The sequence below is a fragment of the Synechococcus sp. CBW1004 genome (assembly GCF_015840715.1).
In the GTDB taxonomy this organism is placed as follows: domain Bacteria; phylum Cyanobacteriota; class Cyanobacteriia; order PCC-6307; family Cyanobiaceae; genus Cyanobium.
On record NZ_CP060397.1, the window covers coordinates 2,314,532 to 2,333,465 of the forward strand.

18 protein-coding genes and 1 tRNA gene are annotated in these 18,934 nt (G+C 68.6%); 10 read left to right on the forward strand and 9 right to left on the reverse strand.

From position 1 onward, the window contains the following. Positions 1-20: 20 nt before the first annotated feature. Both H8F25_RS11010 and H8F25_RS11015 read left to right on the forward strand, forming a co-directional pair. Positions 21-305: an AbrB/MazE/SpoVT family DNA-binding domain-containing protein gene (locus H8F25_RS11010; protein WP_197210449.1), complete on the forward strand. Its 285-nt coding sequence runs from the start codon at positions 21-23 to the stop codon at positions 303-305. A 15-nt stretch (positions 306-320) separates the two neighbouring features. Then, on the forward strand, positions 321-728 hold the full coding sequence (locus H8F25_RS11015; RefSeq protein WP_197210450.1) for a putative toxin-antitoxin system toxin component, PIN family: 408 nt from the start codon (positions 321-323) through the stop codon (positions 726-728). Positions 729-825: 97 nt separating this feature from the next. Here the strand turns inward: H8F25_RS11015 and trmH are convergent, their stop codons facing one another. Then, positions 826-1,515, reverse strand: coding sequence for a tRNA (guanosine(18)-2'-O)-methyltransferase TrmH (gene trmH, locus H8F25_RS11020; protein ID WP_197210451.1), 690 nt, complete (start codon positions 1,513-1,515; stop codon positions 826-828). A gap of 59 nt (positions 1,516-1,574) precedes the next feature. Between trmH and H8F25_RS11025 the strand changes: the two genes are divergently transcribed. Continuing rightward, complete coding sequence (locus H8F25_RS11025; RefSeq protein WP_197210452.1) at positions 1,575-2,030, forward strand: MGMT family protein; 456 nt, start codon at positions 1,575-1,577, stop codon at positions 2,028-2,030. 61 nt (positions 2,031-2,091) lie between these two features. Further along, the gene (locus tag H8F25_RS11030; RefSeq protein WP_197210453.1) at positions 2,092-3,510 is read left to right on the forward strand and encodes a 16S rRNA (cytosine(967)-C(5))-methyltransferase; all 1,419 of its coding nucleotides are present in this window, start codon (positions 2,092-2,094) and stop codon (positions 3,508-3,510) included. Here the strand turns inward: H8F25_RS11030 and H8F25_RS11035 are convergent. The 3 genes from H8F25_RS11035 to H8F25_RS11045 all read right to left on the reverse strand — a co-directional run bounded on the left by H8F25_RS11035 (position 3,467) and on the right by H8F25_RS11045 (position 7,039). Beyond that, positions 3,467-5,659, reverse strand: a complete 2,193-nt coding sequence (locus H8F25_RS11035; RefSeq protein WP_197210454.1) for a transglycosylase domain-containing protein — start codon at positions 5,657-5,659, stop codon at positions 3,467-3,469. The two genes, H8F25_RS11030 and H8F25_RS11035, sit on opposite strands and share 44 nt — an antisense overlap. Before the next feature lie 89 nt (positions 5,660-5,748). Further along, a complete protein-coding gene (gene chlG, locus H8F25_RS11040) occupies positions 5,749-6,696 on the reverse strand; it encodes a chlorophyll synthase ChlG (protein ID WP_231597362.1) in 948 nt (315 codons plus the stop codon). Between the two features lie 130 nt (positions 6,697-6,826). After that, on the reverse strand, positions 6,827-7,039 hold the full coding sequence (locus H8F25_RS11045; RefSeq protein ID WP_197210455.1) for a DUF2862 domain-containing protein: 213 nt from the start codon (positions 7,037-7,039) through the stop codon (positions 6,827-6,829). A gap of 42 nt (positions 7,040-7,081) precedes the next feature. Between H8F25_RS11045 and hisF the strand changes: the two genes are divergently transcribed. From hisF to H8F25_RS11075, 6 genes are all read left to right on the forward strand, one after another. Continuing rightward, positions 7,082-7,879 carry an imidazole glycerol phosphate synthase subunit HisF gene (hisF, locus tag H8F25_RS11050; RefSeq protein ID WP_197210456.1) on the forward strand — a complete coding sequence of 266 codons (798 nt, stop codon included), beginning with the start codon at positions 7,082-7,084 and terminating at the stop codon, positions 7,877-7,879. Between the two features lie 34 nt (positions 7,880-7,913). Beyond that, on the forward strand, positions 7,914-8,255 hold the full coding sequence (locus H8F25_RS11055; protein ID WP_231596778.1) for a hypothetical protein: 342 nt from the start codon (positions 7,914-7,916) through the stop codon (positions 8,253-8,255). Then, the gene (gene ubiE, locus H8F25_RS11060) at positions 8,242-8,958 is read left to right on the forward strand and encodes a bifunctional demethylmenaquinone methyltransferase/2-methoxy-6-polyprenyl-1,4-benzoquinol methylase UbiE (RefSeq protein ID WP_197210457.1); all 717 of its coding nucleotides are present in this window, start codon (positions 8,242-8,244) and stop codon (positions 8,956-8,958) included. The genes H8F25_RS11055 and ubiE overlap by 14 nt, the downstream gene beginning before the upstream one ends. A gap of 47 nt (positions 8,959-9,005) precedes the next feature. Beyond that, a complete protein-coding gene (glyQ, locus tag H8F25_RS11065) occupies positions 9,006-9,923 on the forward strand; it encodes a glycine--tRNA ligase subunit alpha (protein WP_197210458.1) in 918 nt (305 codons plus the stop codon). Between the two features lie 93 nt (positions 9,924-10,016). Next, entirely contained in the window at positions 10,017-12,107 is a 2,091-nt protein-coding gene (locus H8F25_RS11070; protein WP_197210459.1) for a ComEC/Rec2 family competence protein, read from the forward strand. A 66-nt stretch (positions 12,108-12,173) separates the two neighbouring features. Continuing rightward, a tRNA-Ser gene (locus H8F25_RS11075) sits at positions 12,174-12,258 on the forward strand. A 309-nt stretch (positions 12,259-12,567) separates the two neighbouring features. On the opposite strand, the gene H8F25_RS11080 is transcribed toward H8F25_RS11075, so the two are convergent. The 5 genes from H8F25_RS11080 to H8F25_RS11100 form a co-directional block, all read right to left on the reverse strand. Next, a complete protein-coding gene (locus tag H8F25_RS11080; protein WP_197210200.1) occupies positions 12,568-13,551 on the reverse strand; it encodes an IS5 family transposase in 984 nt (327 codons plus the stop codon). Positions 13,552-13,698: 147 nt separating this feature from the next. After that, the gene (locus H8F25_RS11085; protein ID WP_197210460.1) at positions 13,699-14,373 is read right to left on the reverse strand and encodes a DUF1028 domain-containing protein; all 675 of its coding nucleotides are present in this window, start codon (positions 14,371-14,373) and stop codon (positions 13,699-13,701) included. After that, on the reverse strand, positions 14,370-15,638 hold the full coding sequence (locus tag H8F25_RS11090; RefSeq protein ID WP_231596779.1) for a Zn-dependent hydrolase: 1,269 nt from the start codon (positions 15,636-15,638) through the stop codon (positions 14,370-14,372). The genes H8F25_RS11085 and H8F25_RS11090 overlap by 4 nt, the downstream gene beginning before the upstream one ends. A gap of 21 nt (positions 15,639-15,659) precedes the next feature. Then, positions 15,660-17,723 (reverse strand): asparagine synthase (glutamine-hydrolyzing), encoded by a 2,064-nt coding sequence (asnB, locus tag H8F25_RS11095; RefSeq protein WP_197210461.1) that lies wholly within the window; start codon positions 17,721-17,723, stop codon positions 15,660-15,662. A 3-nt stretch (positions 17,724-17,726) separates the two neighbouring features. Beyond that, positions 17,727-18,842: an aspartate carbamoyltransferase gene (locus H8F25_RS11100; RefSeq protein WP_197210462.1), complete on the reverse strand. Its 1,116-nt coding sequence runs from the start codon at positions 18,840-18,842 to the stop codon at positions 17,727-17,729. Positions 18,843-18,934 lie beyond the last annotated feature (92 nt).

The following is an 18,934-nucleotide window of genomic DNA, read 5'->3' on the forward strand; positions in this document are numbered from 1 at the left end:
TCCGAATTTCCGTTGATCCTGTGACCCGTTCCTCTGGCGGTGCGCGCCATGGTGCCCGCCGTGAAGTGCTCATGGTCTCGAATCGTGGTCAGATCACGCTTCCGGCCGGCATGCGTCGGCAACTCGGCATCACCCCCGGAGGAGCCGTGATCGTCGAGGAGTGCGACGGGGAACTGCGCCTCAAGCCCGCGGCTGTGCTGGGGATGGATTGCTACAGCGATACTGAGATCGAGGAGTGGGATCAGGCCGATGCCCTGCCGCCCTGCGAACGGCAAGCGATCCTCCACCGCCTGCAGCAGGCCTGAGCACTCTGTCGACGCATGCAGCGGCTCTTTCTGGATGCCAACGTCCTCTTCACCGCTGCGCACAATCCCGGTGGTAAAGCGGCGCTGGTGATCAGCCTCGGCCAAAGCGGCTTGTGGCAACTGGCTACCAGCGCCTATGCCAAGGAGGAAGCGCACCGCAATCTCATCCGCAAGTTTCCGTCCTGCGTCCATCGCTTTCAGGACATCATCAGGCCCATTCGTCTCGTGAGCGATCGCATCGACCTCCCCTGTCCGGCGTGTTTGCCGGAAAAGGACTGGCCGATCTATCGTGCCGCCCACGCCTGCCGAGCCGATGTGCTTCTCACCGGGGACCTCCGGGATTTCGGACCACTGATGAATCAACCGGAGCTCGCCGATGGGCTGCTGATTCAGACGGTCGCTGACTTCCTTCTCAACCTCTGAAGCGGCCCGCTGACGCCGTGACGACGAACCTCGACGCGCTCGGGGCTGATGGCCGATCGGTGATACCGACTCCCATGCTTCTCAGCCCCGCTCTGCCTCAGCACCGCACCCGCAGCGTCCGCGGCAGCTGCTCGCGGATCGCTCCCTCCGCATCCAGCTCCGGGTAGGGCCTGCCCTCCTGCCTGCACCAGGCCGCCACCTCCGGATAGGCCCATTCGAACAGGCGCTGCGCATACAGCGCCGCCGGCAGCCCTTCGCCATGGCTCGGCAGCACACCGGTGGCGCGCCGTTGGCGCAGCGCTTCAAACAGCAGCGTCGCCGCCGCCACCGACACATTCAGCGACTGCACCATGCCGCGCATCGGGATGAACACCGCCTGATCCACCAGTCCCGCCGCCGTGTCGCTCAGGCCCCACTTCTCGGCCCCGAGCAGGAAGGCCGTCGGGCCTGTGTAGTCGCCGTCGCGGTAGTCGATCGCCTCCACCCCCAGATGGGTGCCCACCAGCCGGAAGCCCTGGTCCCTGAGCTGCCTCAGCGCCGCCGCCGTGTCGCCGTGGCTGCGCAGCTCCACCCACTTCTGGCTGCCCAGGGCCGTGTCATTGAAGGTGGGGGTGCGGCCCTTCAGGTTGATCACGTGGGCCTCCAGCACCCCGGCCGCATCGCAGCTGCGCAGGATCGCCGAGAGGTTGTGGGGTTTGTGCACGTGCTCGAGCACCACGGTGAGATCGGCCATGCGCTGATCGAGCACCGCCTTGAGGCGCTCGAACCGGCGGGGCAGCAGGGGCATGGGATGGGGTCGTCGCAGGGGATCAAGCCAGCATGGCCGTCGGTCGGAGGGTGGGGCGCATGCCGGAGCTGAGGGGGCGAGGGGCGCGATCGCCTGCAGGGCAGGAGCGGGTGCCCGAGCAGGCGGTGCCCGCCATCGCCTCCCCGGACCCGGTGGCGGCTCGGCGCGGCTTCGACCAGCGCGTCTATGCCGCCGTGGCCCTGATCCCCGCCGGCCAGCTGGCCACCTACGGGCAGATCGCCGAGCTGATCGGCGCCTGGGGCTGCGCCCGCCAGGTGGGCTGGGCCCTGCGGCGCCTGCCCCTGCCCTCCGCCATCCCCTGGCATCGCGTCGTCAACGCCGCCGGCCGCATCGCCATGACCCCTTCGCGGGAGGGCAGCGACTGGATCCAGCGCGAGCTGCTGCTGGCCGAGGGCATCCCGGTGGATGGGGAGGGGCGTCTGCCCCTGGCCCGCTTCCGCTGGCGCTCCCCCTGCCCCGGGGAGGAGGGGGCTCCGAAGAACGGCCCGCGCTGAGGGCCCTGCGGCACCACCTGGGCGGCCGCTCCGGTACATCTGGATCAGCCGGTGCCGTCGCATGCTCCCCTCCGCCTCCTCTGAGGCACCCTCCGCTGCGGCGGGGACCACGCCCGTGGGCCTGGCGCCGCGCCAGCTGGCCTGGAATGCCCTGCAGGCGGTGGCGGCCGGCGCCTATGCCGATGCCGCCCTCGAGCGCCTGCTCGCCCGTGCGTCGCTGAGCGGTCCCGATCGGGCCCTGGCCACCGAACTGGTGTACGGCGCCATCCGCATGCGCCGCCTGCTCGACGCCTGGATCGATGCCCTCGGCCGCGTCAGCGCCGAGCGTCAGCCCCCCCGCCTGCGCTGGCTGCTGCATGTGGGCCTCTATCAGCTGCTGTTCTGCGCGCGCATCCCCGATTCCGCCGCCGTCAGCACCACCGTGGAGCTGGCCCGTGCCGGCGGCCTGGCCCGTCTGGCTCCGGTGGTCAACGGCCTGCTGCGCTCGCTGCTGCGCCGCCGCGGGGAGGCCCCTGCCGCACCCTGGAGCGGCCTGGAACTGCCCGCCGATCCGGCTGCCGCCCTGGCGCTGCGCCACTCCCTGCCCGACTGGCTCGCCGCCGAACTGCTCGCCTGGCTGCCGGTGGAGCGCGCCGAAGCCTTCGCGGAGGCCTGCAACATGCCGCCGCCTCTCGATCTGCGCTGCCGCCGCGGCCGCCTGGAGCGCGACGCCCTGCTGGCTGCCTTCGCCGCCGCCGGGGTGGCCGCCGAGCCGCTGAGCGAAGGGCCCGACGCGCTCACTCTCCTGGATCGGCCCGGCGATCTGCGCGCTCTGCCGGGCTATGCCGAGGGCTGGTGGTGCGTGCAGGACCGCAATGCCCAGCGCATCGTGCCCCTGCTCGATCCCCGTCCCGGCATGCGGGTGCTCGATCTCTGCGCCGCACCCGGCGGCAAGACCACCCAGATCGCCGAGGCTCTGGGCGGCGAGGGGGAGCTGTGGGCCGTCGACCGCTCCGAGGCCCGTCTCAAGCGGGTGGCTCTCAACGCCGAGCGCCTCGGGCTGACGGGGATCGGCCTGCTCGCCGCCGATGGCAGCGATCTCCCTGCCCTTCGGCCCGACTGGCGCGGCGCCTTCGACCGCATCCTGGTGGATGCTCCCTGCTCCGGCCTGGGGACGCTGGCGCGCCATGCCGATGCCCGCTGGCGGCTGGAGCCGGACGCGATCGAAGCGCTCGTGGCGCTGCAGCAGCAGCTGCTCGAGGCCGTGTTGCCGCTCCTGGCTCCTGCAGGGCGGCTCGTCTACGCCACCTGCACGGTGCACCCGCGCGAGAACCAGGATCAGATCGCCTCCCTGCTCGCATCCCACGAGGAGATGACGCTGCTCGAACAACGGCAATGGTGGCCGCAGCCGCAGGGCGGTGATGGCTTCTATGTGGCGGTGCTGGAGCCCGTGGGGCTCAGGGAAGCGGCGATGGTGCCGCCAGCGGGGGCGGTGGCGTGACCGGGGGAGGCGGCGGTGCCGGAGGTGCCGGCGGAGCCGCCGCCGGGGCCGGAGCGGCCGCCGGCGCAGGGGTTGGAGCACGGGCAGGAGCCGCGGCCTCCGGTTGCCTCGACGGCTGCGGGCGGGAGGGCGTCTCAGGCGAGCGGGGCGGACTGGTGACCGTCGCGTCGGGCGGCTCGGTGCGGCTGTCCTCGCGCGGGGGCGGCGCGTCGAGCGAATCGTTGCGCTCCTCCGGTGGCTCCAGGCGGATGCCCTCGCTCTCCAGAGACGGGGGGGTATCGCTGGCCTGGGGCCGCGCCGAGGGCGCGTTGGCCTCGCCGGGCTTGCGCTTCGGCGGCACGAACGGCTGGAAACTGCCGCTCAGCGTGGGCTTGGGCGGAAACGGCTGCACCGGCAGCTGTTTGCTCACCACGCGCATGAAGGTCCCCCAGGTGGCCGCCGCCTGGGCGCTGCTGCTGCCGGTCTTGAAGTTCTCGTCGTAGCCGAACCACACCGCCGTGGTGAGCTGGGGGATCGAGCCGACGAACCAGAGGTCGCGGGCGCCCTCGGCGGTGCCCGTCTTGCCGGCCACAGGTCGGTCGGGCAGGGCCGCGCTGCCGCCGGTGCCACTGGTCACCACCCGCTGCAGCATCCACATGACCGCGTCGGCCACATCGCTGCTCACGGCCCGCCGGGGCCTGGGGGCATCGACGCGGCGGCTCCACAGCAGCTCGCCGTCCGGGCCGTAGATCTCCTCGAAGGGGAGCGGTTTCACCCAGACACCACGGTTGTTGATGGCGGCGTAGGCCGCCACCATCTCGAGCATCGTCTTCTCGTTGGAGCCCAGCACCATGGACGGGTACTCGCCGATGGTGCCGGTGATGCCCAGATCCCTTGCCACGCCGATGACCCGCGGATAGCCCACCTTCTCGGCCAGGGCGACGGCGGCGGAGTTGATCGAGCGCGCGAACGCCTGCGACAGGGGGATCGCGCCGCCGGAGCCGGGGATGCAGAAGCGCTTCGGCGGCCATCCTTCCTTGTAACAGCGCTCCCGGGCCGAAATCGTGTCCTCCGGCTTCATGCCGTACTTGAGCGCCGCCGTGTAGGCGAACAGCTTGAACGTCGATCCCGGCGAGCGCAGAGCCTGGGTGGCGCGGTTGAACTGGCTCTTCTCCCAGTCCTTGCCGCCCACCATCGCCCGCACCAGCCCGGTGCCCGGCTCCATCGAGATCAGGGCGCCCTGCATGCTGCCGGCGCCGTTGTTGATCGCCTTCTGGGCCTCGATCTGCCAGTCCTTGTTGAGGCCGGTGCGCACCGTCAGGCCACCCACCTCCAGCTGCTCCTTGGTCAGCACCCTGGGCAGCTCCTGCTCCAGCCAGCTGGTGAACCAGGGGGCGGGGTTATGGAAATACTTCGGCTCCGCCGGGTTCAGGCCCAGCGGGGCGGATTCGGCCTGCGCCAGCTGGGCGTCGTCGATGTAGCCCGCTTCGCGCATGCGCCGCAGCACGATGGCGCGCCGCTGCAGCGCGAATTCAGGATTGACCAGCGGCGAATAGACCGAGGGCGCCGGCGGCATGCCGGCGATCAGGGCCGCCTCAGGCAGGGTCAGCTGCTCCGGAGTCTTGGAGAAGTACACCCAGGCGGCGTCGGAGACGCCGTAGGCGCTCGAGCCCAGGTAGACGACATTGACGTATTGCTCGAGGATCTGCTCCTTGCTGAGCTCACGCTCGATCTTGCCGGCCAGCAGCGCCTCCTTCAGCTTCCGCCAGAGAGTCCGGTCCTGGCTCAGGAACACCGTGCGCGCCAGCTGCTGGGTGATCGTGCTCGCACCCTCCTCCACCGAGCCCTGGCTGAGGTTGCGCAGGCTCGCCCGCAGGATGCCGACGGCATCGACACCGTCGTGCTGGTAAAAGCGGCGATCCTCGGCCGCCACGAATGCCTTGCGGATCAGCAGCGGCATCCGCCCGGGGGGCAGCTTTTCGCGCGTGGCCGGCCCCTGTTTGACGATCACCTTGCCGTTGGCGTCGAGCACCGTGAGCGTGCCCGGCCGGCTGAAGGTGTTGATCCGGTTGGCGTCGGGCAGGGTGCTGTCGATCGCCGAGGTGATGGCCGCCTGGCCCAGGGACACACCGACCCCGATGGCTGCGGCGGTGAGGGCCGGCACCAGCATCGGTGAGGCCCGGAGTCGTCTCGCCCGCCCTGCCACCGGCTTCGCCTCCCTGGCGTCGGCAGGCGATCGGGTCGAGCGGCCCTGCTGGATCACAGTGACAGAGCGGAAGTGCCGCCTTGCGGAATCAGGCCACTGTGGCCGATCGCCAGGGCGGTGACCAGCATGCCGAGCACGAGAAAGGGCTGGGCGCTGGCCTGGTATTTCACATCGAAGGCGAGGGGATCGCGCAGCAGCCAGATGTCCTGAAAGGTGATCTGCGGCACGATCAGCAACACCAGCAGCACGGCGGCGAAGTGCTGGCCGATCGCGATCAGCACCACCACCATCGCGATCTGGAACACATCGATCATCGCGGCGCTGATCCAGCTGGCCCGCTGGATGCCGAACACCACGGGCAGCGACTGCAGCCCCAGAGCCCGGTCTCCTTCGACGCTCTTGAAGTCATTGACCACGGCGATGCCGAGGCCGGCGAGGCTGTACACCAGCGTGAGCAGGGCGGTGGTCCAGGTGAGCTGGCCGAACAGCGCCTGGCCGGCCCACCAGGGCAGGGCGATGTAGCTGGCACCGAGGGCGTAGTTGCCGAGCCAGCCGTTCTGCTTGAGCTTCAGCGGCGGCGCCGAATAGATGAAGCTCACAAAGGAACCGCCCAGTGCCAGCAGCAGCAGCACCGGGGTGGTGTGGCCGGCCCAGAGATCAAGGCCCCAGGCCACGGCGAGGCCGGCGAGCAGCAGCACCCAGATCTGCAGCTTCACCTGCGTCAGCGGGATCGCTCCCGACGGGATGGGCCGATAGGGCTCGTTGATCGCGTCGATCTCGCGGTCGTAGTAGTCGTTGATCGTCTGGGTGTAGCCCGCCAGCAGCGGGCCGCTCATCACCATGCAGGCCAGGGCCGCCAGCAGATCCGGCAGGCGCCAGTGATAACCGCCGGAGGCGGCCGCACCGCAGATCACACCCCAGATCAGAGGGATCCAGGTGACCGGCTTCATCAGCTGCAGCCGGATCTTCCAGAGATTGGTGGTGGTGCCGGCGCCCTTCATGCCGAGCAGCTGCCGCGCTCCGCCGGACACGCTGCTCTCGGGAGATGGACTGCCGGCCGCAGGGGCTTCCGGCAGCCTGGACTGGTCTTCGGAGGATTCGCTCACCACGTCGGCCCGCTCATGCATCCGCTCAGGCGGGCGCGATTTCGTCGTCGAAGAACCAGGTGGTGCCGCCGGCCGTCAGATCGACCACGACGCCGATGCCCTTGCCGTCGGTCACACGGAAGTCGCGCACCGTGCCGGTGGCGTCGGACTTCAGCGTGGCCACGAGATCGGCCGGAATACGGTCGCGCACCCGGGTGACCCGCACCTTCGAGCCGATGGTGATGGCAGCCTGGGACATGGCCCCGCGTCGTAAAGGTGGCGCAACACTACCAGTGAACCCATGGTCGCCAAGCGGATCATCCCCTGCCTGGACGTGGCTGATGGCCGTGTGGTGAAGGGCGTCAATTTCGTCGGTCTGCGGGATGCCGGCGACCCGGTGGAGCTGGCCTGCCGCTACAGCGCCTCCGGCGCCGACGAGCTGGTGTTCCTGGACATCGCCGCCAGCCACCAGGGCCGCGCCACGCTGGTGGATCTGGTGCGCCGCACCGCTGAGGCGGTCACCATTCCGTTCACGGTCGGGGGCGGCATCAGCAGCGTCGAGGGGATCACCGAGCTGCTGCGCGCCGGCGCCGACAAGGTGAGCCTCAACTCCTCGGCCGTGCGCGATCCCGATCTGGTGGCCCGCGGCGCCGAGCGCTTCGGCTGCCAGTGCATCGTCGTGGCGATCGATGCACGCCGCCGCCAGGCGGACACCCCCGGCTGGGATGTCTATGTCAAGGGAGGCCGCGAGAACACCGGTCTGGACGCGGTGGACTGGGCCCGCCGGGTGGTGGCCCTCGGCGCCGGCGAGATCCTGCTCACCTCGATGGACGGCGACGGCACCCAGGCCGGCTACGACCTGGAGCTCACCCGTGCCGTGGCCGAGGCGGTGGAGGTGCCGGTGATCGCCTCCGGCGGCGCCGGCTGCATCGATCACATCGCCGCCGCCCTGGAGGAGGGCAGGGCGGCGGCCGCCCTGCTGGCCTCGCTGCTGCACGACGGCGTTCTGACGGTGGAGGAGATCAAGCGGGATCTGCTCGGCCGCGGCCTGCCCCTGCGTCCCCTGCTCGCGTCCCAGCTGAGCGATTCGTTACGTTGAGAGGCCTCAGTCCAGGCTGCACCCCCGCCTTGCCTTGACCGCCCTCCTCGCCCTGCCGGCACCGCTGTTGACCCTGACCGCCCTGGTGATGGTGGCACTGGTGGTGGCCTTGGTCGCCTGGGCCCTGCAGCTGATGCAGGCCGCCAACGACCGGCGGGAGTTCTCGCTGATGCTGGCCGGCTGCATGGTCTGCTCCGCGGCCGTGGGGCTGGCCACCGTGATGGTGATCACCTTCACCAGTCCCGTACGGCTCGAGGCGCGGGGCCTGCTGCTGCCCCCTCCCCCCGTCGAGGCCGGTGTCAGTCTCGATGCTCTCGTGCTGCCCTGGGACTCCGAGGATCTGATCCGTCAGGCCAGCGCCGGTGAAGCCCGGTGATCCGGCGGCGGTCCGCAGCCTGTTCGAGGCCGTCGCACCCCGCTACGACCAGCTCAACGACCTGCTGAGCCTGGGCCTGCATCGCCTCTGGAAGCGTCAGGCCCTGCTGTGGCTGCAGCCGCGTCCAGGCCAGCGGCTGATCGATCTCTGCTGCGGCACCGGCGATCTGGCGCTGCTCATGGCGGCTCGGGTGCGGCCCGGTGGCGAGGTGCTCGGTCTCGATGCCGCCGCTGCGCCGCTGGCCCTGGCCCGGCGCCGGGCCGCCGCCCAGCCCTGGTTGCCCCTGCGCTGGCAGCAGGGCGATGCCCTGGCCACCGGCCTGCCGGAGGCCTGCATGGACGGGGCCGTGATGGCCTATGGCCTGCGCAACCTGGCCGATCCCGGCGCCGGGCTGCAGGAGCTGCGGCGGCTGCTCCGGCCTGGAGCCCGAGCGGCCGTGCTCGATTTCCGCCGCCCCGATCCGCAGGCCGGCCTCGGCGAGGCGACCGTGGAACGCTTCCAGCGGTTGATGCTGCGCCGGGTGGTGGTGCCCACGGCGCGGCTGGCCGGACTCGAGGCGCAGTACGCCTATCTGCAGGCGAGCCTTGATCGCTTCCCCACGCAGGAGGCGCTGTGCGCGCTGGCCCGGCAGGCGGGCTTCCAGCACGTCGGCCATCGCTCTCTGGCCGGGGGGCTGATGGGGCTGCTGGAGCTGGTGGCCTGAACGCAGCGACAGGGAGAATGGCCGGCACGCAGCTCCCCCGACCCGCGATGCACTTCCAGGACATCATCGCCACCCTCAACCGCTTCTGGGCGGAGCAGGGCTGCCTAATCCTCCAGCCCTACGACACCGAGAAGGGTGCGGGCACCATGAGTCCGCACACGGTGCTGCGGGCGATCGGGCCGGAGCCCTGGGCGGTGGCCTATCCGGAGCCCTGCCGCCGTCCCACCGACGGCCGCTATGGCGACAACCCCAACCGCGCCCAGCACTACTTCCAGTACCAGGTGCTGATCAAACCCAGCCCCGACGCGATCCAGGAGACCTACCTGGCCTCCCTGGAGGCCCTCGGCATCCGGGCGGCCGAGCATGACATCCGCTTCGTGGAGGACAACTGGGAGTCGCCCACCCTCGGCGCCTGGGGCGTGGGCTGGGAGGTGTGGCTCGATGGCATGGAGGTGACCCAGTTCACCTATTTCCAGCAGTGCGGCGGCATCGACTGCACACCGGTGTCGATCGAGATCACCTACGGCCTCGAGCGGCTGGCCATGTATCTGCAGGATGTCGAGAGCATCTGGGAGCTCTCCTGGGATGGCAACCGCTCCTACGGCGACATCTGGCTGCCGTTCGAGAAGGGCCAGTGCACCTACAACTTCGAGGCCTCCAACCCGGAGCGGCTGCAGCAGCTCTTCGCGCTGTATGAGGCCGAGGCCACCGATCTGGTGGCGGCGTGCCTGCCGGCGCCGGCGCTCGATTTCGTGCTCAAGTGCAGCCACACCTTCAACCTGCTGGAGGCCCGCGGCGTCATCTCGGTGACCGAGCGCACCGCCACCATCGCCCGCATCCGCCATCTGGCGCGGCAGGTGGCCGAGGCCTGGCTGGCGGAGCGCGAGGCGCTGGGCTTCCCGCTGCTGGCCCGGGAGCAGGCCGGCGCGCTGCTGCAGCGCGCCGCTGAGCCGGTGCCCGCCTGATCCCAGGCAGGCGACGAAGAGCCGCACCCGCGCCGGCAGGGCTGGCCTTGCCCGGCGGAGGGAACTCTCCCCTGGCAGGTGTCGGCCGAGGGCATGGTCAGCGCAGCAGTCGCCGGCAGGCGCCAGGGTGCGGGCGTGGCCACGCGGCTGGCCACTCGGCTGATCGCAGTGGCGCTGGTCCTGGCGTTCCTGGTGCTGTTCGGGCTGCGCCTGCGGCCGGCCGCCCTGGGACCCGCTGATCCGGTGCGCTGGCTCGCCGGTGGTGATGGGCCGGTGCCCGTGACCCTGCGGGGCGCCCTGCTCGAGGATCCCCGCCGGCCGCCGCCGTCATCCCCGCGGCCTGCCAGCCCCGCCCCGCCGCCTGCGTCCGACGTGCAGCCAGGCGAGGGCCCCTGCAAGGCGCTGCTGCAGACCGCCGTTGGTCGCACGGAGCTGGCGCTGGATCCCTGCCCGCCCCTGCGCCAGGGCTGGCAGGTGCGGGCCAGCGGTGAGCTGAGGCGGCTGCGGCCCGCGCCCCATCCGCTGCTCGCCGGTCCGGCCGAGCGGCTGGCGGGGCAGGGGGTGCGGACCCGCCTGCGGGTGCAGCAGTTGCAGGTGCTGGAGCGCCCCGCGACGCCGATCCTCGATCTGCGCCAGCGCATCGCCGGGCGGCTCATCGATGCCGCCGGAGCCGAACGCGGCGGTCTGCTGGCGGCCCTGGTGCTCGGGAGTGCCGTGGTGCCTCTTCCCCTGGAGCTGCGCGAGGCCTTCCGCGCCGCGGGGCTCTCCCATGCGCTGGCGGCCTCGGGGTTTCACCTGACGGTGCTGCTGGGGGTGGTGACGGCGCTGGGCCGGCCCCTCCCCCGGCCGCTGCGGCTGGTGCTCTCGGCAGGGGCGATCCTCGCCTTTCTGCTGCTGGCGGGGCCACAGGGCTCGGTGGTGCGGGCGGTGCTGATGGGGGCTGTGGCGCTGCTGGCACTGGAGTGCGGCCGCCGCGCCAGGCCGCTGCCTTTGCTGCTGGTCACCGCGGTGACGATGCTCTGGCTCCAGCCCGCCTGGCTGCGGGATGTGGGCTTCCAGTTCTCGGTGCTGGCAACGGCCGGCCTGCTGATCACGGCCTCGCCGCTGGAGCAGGCGATCGCGGCGCGGCTTCCTGATGGACGGGGCGGCCGGCCGGGCTGGCTGCAGCGGCTGCTGGCGCCGGCCCTGTCGGTGCCCCTGGCGGCGACCCTCTGGACACTGCCGTTGCAGCTGCTGCACTTCGGGGTGGTGCCGCTCTATGCGGTGCCCGCGAACCTCGTGGCCGGGCCGCTGCTGACACCTCTGACCCTGGCGGCGATGCTGCTGGCGGCGGTGGCGCTGCTCGTGCCATCCCTGCTGCCCCTGCTGCTGCTGGCGGTGGATCCGCTGGCAAGGCTGTTGCTGGCGATCGCCGCCTGGTTCGCACGCCTGCCGATGGCCCAGTGGCAGATCGGACGGCCGCTGCCGCTGCTGGTGGCCCTGTTCGCCCTGGCGGTCCTGGGCTTGTTGCTGCCGCTGCCGCGTCGCTGGCTCAGGCCGATGGCGCTGCTGCTGCTCCTGGTGGTGGCGGCGGCCCATCTGCAGCTGCTGCGGGCCGATCAGCTGCTGCTGGTGCACCAGGGGAGTGCCGGCGAAGGACGCGATCTGCTGCTGGCACGCAGCCAGGGCCGCGGTGCGTTGATCAGCAGCCGCGCCGATCCGTTCAGCTGCCGCCAGGTGGGCAGCCTGGTGAAGGGACTCGGCCTGCCGCGTCTGGACTGGGTGCTGCTCCTTGATCCGGTCGCGTCGCAGGATCCCGCCTGCTGGAGGGAGCAGAGCGACCTTGTGGTGGCCTATGGCGATGACAGCCTGCCCCTGGCGGCGGGGGAGCGGCTCGAGAGTCCGGGACTGGCGGTGCAGGCGCTGACGCAGGACAGCCATGCCCTGCATCTGGAGCTCGGCAGCCAGCGGTGGCTCCTGCTGCCCGACAGGCAGGCCCTGCAGGCCTGGCAGGATCTGGACGAGACGCCGCCACAGGGGGTGTGGCTGGGGTTCCAGCCCAGGCCGCAGGAGCGGCGGGCCCTGCAGCGGCGAGGCAGCTCCGGTGGCTGGCGCTGGATCAGCGGATCGGGGCGCAGCGGCGCATTGCCACCGCCCTGGCGCGCCAGCGGCGACAGTGGTTCCCTGCAGGCCCCCGGGGGGTGACGGCCCGTACAATTGCGGCCGGCTTGTGCACTCCCGTCCCCGCGGCAGTCGGCGTGAGCCCCACCGGGAGAGGTGGCTGAGTGGTCGAAAGCGAACGACTCGAAATCGTTTGAAGGGCAACCTTCCGTGGGTTCGAATCCCACCCTCTCCGTTTCACGGGAACCCAGTCCAATACGAGGTTCTCAAGCCCAACGCCCAGCCCTTGGGAGGAGATCCGCCAGGGCCAGCGAGGCACGACAATGAGGAAATGGACCCCTGGCGCCATGGTTAGGGAAGCTCTGATCAAGACCGGGAATTGAGCGCAAGCGTGTCTCATTCTCGTCAATGAGACACAAGTGGGGTATTTTGTCCTTGGCTACTCGCCAGGTGCTTCAATCCAGGGCCTGACTGGCTTATTTCTCGTGAGTTCCCCGATCATTTTTGGCTGCTCACCCTCAAGATGGCACACTTATTCTGTCATTTACGCTGTAGAAGGACAACGTTCGCGCACCATCCAGAGATTGGCGAGGGCAAACAGCATCGTCAGCTTGAGGTTGTTCTTGCGGATGCCTCGGTAGAAGACCTTCCGAAATCCAAACTGGCACTTGATGATCCGAAATGGATGCTCCACCTTTGCCCTGACATGTGCTTTCGCCGCCTCCATCAGATCCAGCAGTCTTCCCTCTGGGGTGTCCGGTAGAACTCGGCGCTGTCCGGGCTTCATGGCGATGCGCATCTCTGCTTCGCAGTCCTTGAACGCCTCACGCTTTTCGATGCCGATGTGGCCAGAGTCGCCGTAGATCACGCGTTCCTCGCCATGGACGCGATCGGGTGCCGTGTTCAGCTCATGGACGTTGGCAGCCGTGCTCACCACGGAATGGACCAGACCCGAGGCTGCATCCACACCGATGTGGCACCGCATCCCAAAGAACCACTGGTTGCCTTTGGCCACCGAGTGCATTTCAGGATCCCGCTCGCCCGTCTTGTTCTTGGTTGAACTGGGAGCGTTGATGATTGTGGCATCGAGGATCGTACCCTCCTTAAGCATCACGCCCTTCTCCCGCAGGCTCTGGTTCACCGTCTCCAGGATCTGCTCTGCTATCCGATTCTCTTCCAGGAGGTGGCGGAAGTTCAGGATCGTCGTCTCGTCAGGGATCCGGTCCTCAACCATGTCGATCCCAGCAAAGCGGCGGAAGCAGGGGGTATCGATCAGCATCTCCTCCATCAAGGGATCGGAAAGCGTGAACCACTGCTGCAGCAGGTGGATGCGCAGCATCACCTCCAGCGGAAACGGTGGGCGCCCGCCCTTGGCAGAAGGCCTGTGGTACACAGGCGAAATCAAGGCCAGGAAAGGATCCCAGGGCACTGTGGCTTCCATCTCATCGAGGAAGCGCTGCCGGCGCGTTTTCTTCTTGGCGTAGGTCTGCTCGTAGTCCGTGAAACCCAACTGGAGGGGGGCCGCCATCCGCTGCCAGTCTCATTATTGGAACTGTACTGATTCTATCGGGTTTTTCAGGGGTTCCTTAGGCAAATCGCCAGGCAAAACGAACGCTGAACGGCGATCCCGACGTATTGGACGAGTGAAACCGACCGAGAAGATCGCGGTCTGCTTTCAGGCCACATGACGGCTGATGATCGGCCGTTGGGCTAGTTCGTCGCGCCAGGTCTGCGCCCAGTGCATCTGGCTGCGCTCATAGAGCAGGGTCAGCTCAGAGAGGGCCTGGTCGTGGTAATCGATTCGCAGATCGAGCAGCGGGAAAGCTGCCTCGCCACTCACCTGCAGGGCTGCGGAGGTGGCGTGGCTGGCACGCCTGTCGCCGCCGGCGGCTTCGCCCGCATGCAGCGCGTGGATCAGGCGTCGTCCAAGCTTCCAGCTGGGGTCACTGGTGAGAAAGGCCTCTTCCATGGCGATCAGGACGGCTTCCCCCACCAGCAGATTGCCCGCCACGGCAACCCCCTCGCGGCTCCGGTGACCCGCCCACTCACCGCAGTCTGCGCCCGTCCAGGCGGCGGTCTGGCCGCGGGCATCGATCAGGTGAAACTGGCGCAGGTTCCGTTGGGGATCGTCGCGCAGCAGGCTGGCTTTCACCTGCTCGGCGCTGAGGTTCTGTTCAAGACGCTCCAGCCCGCAGATGCCCAGATAAGGGTTGGTGTGGGCCTGGGTGGCGACGGCACCCACACCGGAGCGAATGTGCGGCACGGTGGATCCGACAGCCAGATGAAAGGTGGCCACGGCCACCCCGAAGCGTCCGTTGCCCGGATCCCGCGCCAGGATCGAGAACGTCATGGATCCCGGCCTGGATCCAGCGCGCGATCAAGTTGCAGCAGGCTCGCCAGCAGCACACTGGTGCCGGCCAGGCATTGCTCAAGGCTGGTGAATTCGGCGGCCGAGTGGCTCAGTCCGCGGTGGCTGGGCACAAAGATCATTCCCATGGGCCAGCGGCGCCCCATTTCCTGTGCATCGTGGCTGGCACGGCTCGGCAATGGGCTGGCGCTGTAACCCAGGTCTGCAGCGCAACGGGCAATGGTGGCCATCACGGTGGGGTCCGCCGGTGTGGGCTGCACTTCGAACTGGGGTTCGATGACCAGACGACAGCCGCTGCTGGCCTCGATCCGTTGCAGCTGCTGACGCAGCCCTCGCTCGAGGGCGTTGAGCACCGCGCTGCTGAGATCGCGCAGGTCCACGCTCAGTACCACCTCGCCGGGCACCACATTGGCGGCGTTGGGCCACACGTCGAGGCGGCCCACGGTGGCGACCGGCTGCCCGGGATGGCCAGCGGCGAGCTGTTGCACCGCCAGCACCACCTGGGAGGCGGCCACCAGGGCATCCTGGCGGTCGTGCATGGGGGTGGTGCCGGCGTGGTTGGCCTGCCCCTGCACGCGGATCGTGAACCGCCGCTGCCCCACCACGCCCTCCACCACACCGATCGTGTGCTGGCGCTGCTCCAACACACCGCCCTGCTCCACGTGCAGCTCCAGAAAGGCGGCAATTTCGCCGTCGCTGCGGCGGGCCTCGGCCAGATGGGCCCAATCGCCACCCAGATGGGCCAGGTTGCGCTCAATCGATTCGCCGTTGCTGGTGGTGTAGGCGTCCGGATCGGCGCTGGCGGCACCGGTCATGCCCTTGCAGCCCACCATCGTCGATTCCTCATCGGCGAACACCACCAGTTCCAACGGGTGGCGCAGCTGGTGCTCACAGTCCTGCAGGCAGCGCAGCACTTCCAGCCCGGCGATCACCCCCAGGGCGCCGTCGTAGCGGCCCCCCGTGGGCACCGTGTCGAGGTGGGAGCCCGTGACCAGGGCCGGCAGGTGGGGCTCGGATCCTTCGCGGCGCGCGATCAGGTTGCCGGCGGAATCCACCCGCGCCGTGAGCCCGGCCTGCAGCAGCCAGCTGCCGAGCAGTTCACGGCCCTGCCGGTCTTCAGGGCTGAAGCCACGCCTGCAGATGCTGCCGTCGGGCTGGGCGCCCACTTCAGCCATCGCCTCAAGCGCCGCCAGCAGGCGGAGCCCATTGGGCTGAAGACGTGGCGCGACGGGGGACGCCAGAGACAAGCGGTGATGACCTCAGAAAGCTCAACAGAGAATCTCCGGTCGCCGAGCGCTCTCCTGTAGTGACGATGACACTTCAGGGTGCCAGCCCAGCGCATCGGCCATCGCCCTGGCCTTGGCCGGGATGTCGGTGGCGATGAACAGGCGGTGCAGCATCTGCACGCCCAGCAGGTGGTTGATGACCGCATCCAACTGCACCCGTTCGGCATCGGAGGTGGCGGGGTCATCGTGGCGTGCGAACAGACGGTTCACCCCCTCGGCGCTGAGCAGCCCCGCAGCGGCGATGGCCTCGGGGTTGAGGTGGGTGTCGGCCAGCTCCTTCATCTGCTGCCATTTCTTCGGCTCGGTGTGGGCCGGTGGCGCCATGAAGGCAAATTTCTCGCGCTTGTAGAGCACCTCCGGCAGCAGGCCCGCCATGGCCTCGCGCAGCACATATTTCTCTGTTTTGCCCTTGATGCGCAGCTCCGGCGGCACCTGCACCGCCACTTCGGCGAGGTGATGATCGAGAAAGGCAGGGCGAGCCTCCATCGAGTTGGCCATGTCCACCCGGTCGCCGCCCCAGGTGAGGATCTGCCCCTCGAGCATGGTCTTGATCCACACGTACTGGGCGCGATCGAGCGCGTGGCGCCCCTCCAGCTGTTCGGGGTTGAGCTCGGCGGCGATTGCCCTGCCGGGTGAATAGCCCTCCAGGGCCGTCCGATGCTCGTCGGCCAGGAGCTCCGGCACCAGCGGTGCGCAGGCCAACCAGGGCTGCAGGCAGCTTGGCGTGAAGCCCACCACGGCGGTGAGATCGGGATCATCGATCTGATCCGCCGCCAGCATGGCGCCCTGCACCAGGGCGTTCGACTGATCCAGCAGCTGCTGGCAGCTGCGGCGTTCCTCCTCGGGCAGGTCGTCGAGGCCGTGCAGGTACATGTCGCGGCGGAAGGCGGGATAGCCGCCGAACAGCTCATCGGAGCCCTCGCCCGTCATCACCACCTTGTAGTCGACATCGTTGACGTGGCGACTCATCAGGAACTTCGCCACCGCCAGGGTGTTGTAGATGGTGCGTTCGGTGTGCCAGAGCGTGCGCTCCATCCAGCCGTAGAGCTGCTCGCCGCTGAGGCGCAGCACATCCTGCTCGGCGCCGGTGGCATCGGCCATCTCCCGGGCGATCGGCGTCTCGTCGTAGCGGGCGTCATCGAAGCCGATCGTGAAGGCCTTGACCGGGGTCTGACTCACGGCGGCAGCCAGCCCCAGGATCGAGCAGCTGTCGATGCCGCCGGAGAGGTAGCAGCCCACGGGTACATCGGCCACCATTCGCAGTTCGACCGCCTCGAGCAGCGCCTCACGGATCGCGGCAATGTGGTGCGCTTCGCCCAGGCTGCGGTCGCGCTCGTGCTCACGCGGGAAGTTGAGATCCCAGTAACACCATTGCGAGACCTCGAGCTGCCCGTCGCGCCGCTGCACCTTGAGCACATGGCCGGGTCGCACCTGCTGAATGCCGGCGAAGGCCGTGCTGCCGGGCACCATGGTCTGCATCAGCTGGTGGAACAGGCCTTCGGAGGTGAAGCGCCGCTCCACGGCCGGGTGGGCAAACAACACCTTCAGTTCCGAGCCAAACACCAACCCCTGCGGCGTCAGGCACCAGTACTGGGGCTTGATGCCGAAGCGATCGCGCACCAGGTAAAGACAGTCCTCGCTGCGGTCGTAGAGGGCGAAGGCGAACTCGCCCCGCAGTTGCGGCAGGGTGCTCTCGAGGCCCTGCTGCTGGTAGAGCCGCAGCAGGATTTCGGAGTCGCTCTTGCTGGTGAAGCGCATGCCGCGGGCGGTCAGGTCGGCGCGGATGCGCTGAAAGTCGTAGAACTCGCCGTTGTGCGCCATCAGCAGCTGGCCATCGCCGCTGATGAACGGTTGGCGGGCGCGGTTCTCGTTGAGATCAATGATCGAGAGGCGGGCATGGCAGAAGCCCACGCCGGCATCGTCGATGCCGCGCACACCGAAACCATCGGGGCCGCGGTGCACCTGAATCGCGGCCATGTTCACCAGCAGCTGCGGATCCACCGCCTCCGCAGGGTTGTTGTGAAAGATGCCGCCGATTCCGCACATGCTTCAGATCACATCCATGACGCGGTCGGTGCGGTTCACCAGGCAGGTCAGCAGCGCCATGCGCAGGAATACGGCTCCACGAGCCTGGCTGAAATACCAGTTGTGCGGCGTGTCGTCCATGCAGGTGCTCAGTTCCGGGCCACGGGCGAGGGGATGCAGAACGATGGCGTCGGCTTTGTAGGGAAGATCGCGCGTCAGGCGAAAGCAGCTGCCGTGTACTTCATAGCTGTCACCAACCCAGGCGATGGCATTGATGTAGATCACATCGAGCTCAGGAATCTCGCGATGCAGATTGGTGCTCAGCCGCAGCGTCAGCCCCGCCTGTTGCAGCTCCTCTAGCTGCCCTGGATCGAACAGATCATCTGAGGGGTGCGTCGCTGCGTCGTGGATGATCACCAGCTCGTCGACGATCTGGGGGAACTTGGCGAGGATGTGCAGCAGCGATCTCACCGTGCGCATGCGATTGGGAATGCCCACGATGCCGATGCGGATCCTGGAGCTGGCGGGAACGTTGGTGTTCGCGAGGCTCGGTCTCCATTTGAGCAGGGTGAACAGGTCGGCCATCGCCTGGGTGGGGTGCTGGTCGATCCCATTGCCCGCATTGATGATCGGGATGCGCAGCGCCTCCGTCATCTCGTAGACGGCTTCAGCATGGTTGTCGCGCAGCACCACACAGTCGCCATAGTTGTTGAACATGTGGGCGACATCGGTGAGCGATTCGCCCTTGGCGATGCCGGTGCTGCTGCGGTCGGTGATGTTGATGGAATCCCCGCCCAGGCGGTGCCAGGCACTGTCAAAGGAAAGGCGCGTGCGCGTGCTGGGCTCGTAGAAGGCGTTGATCAGAATCTTGCCTTTGAGGGGTGTGTTGTGGGTGATGTAGCGCTTGGGATTGCTCTCGAACTTGGCCGCCAGCCGGAACAGCTGCAGCAGGGTTTCGGCGCGAAATGGCCGGATTGACACCACATGCTGATCCGCCAGGTCGTGCAGGGCTTCGCCGTCTTCCTGGATGTTGCTCAGCAGCGCCTGGGGCTGGGTGGCGCCGTAGGTGTCAGGGCCGAGGGGGCGAAACCGGATCGAGGCGGCTGGATCGGCATGCTTTTCGGGTGTCAGGATCACCATGAATGCGAGGGCTACAACCAGGGCAGCGAAGCGTGTTGCGCTGCACTTCTGCGTTTTTAACACCATGCATGAACGTGCTTCCGCCTTGCACG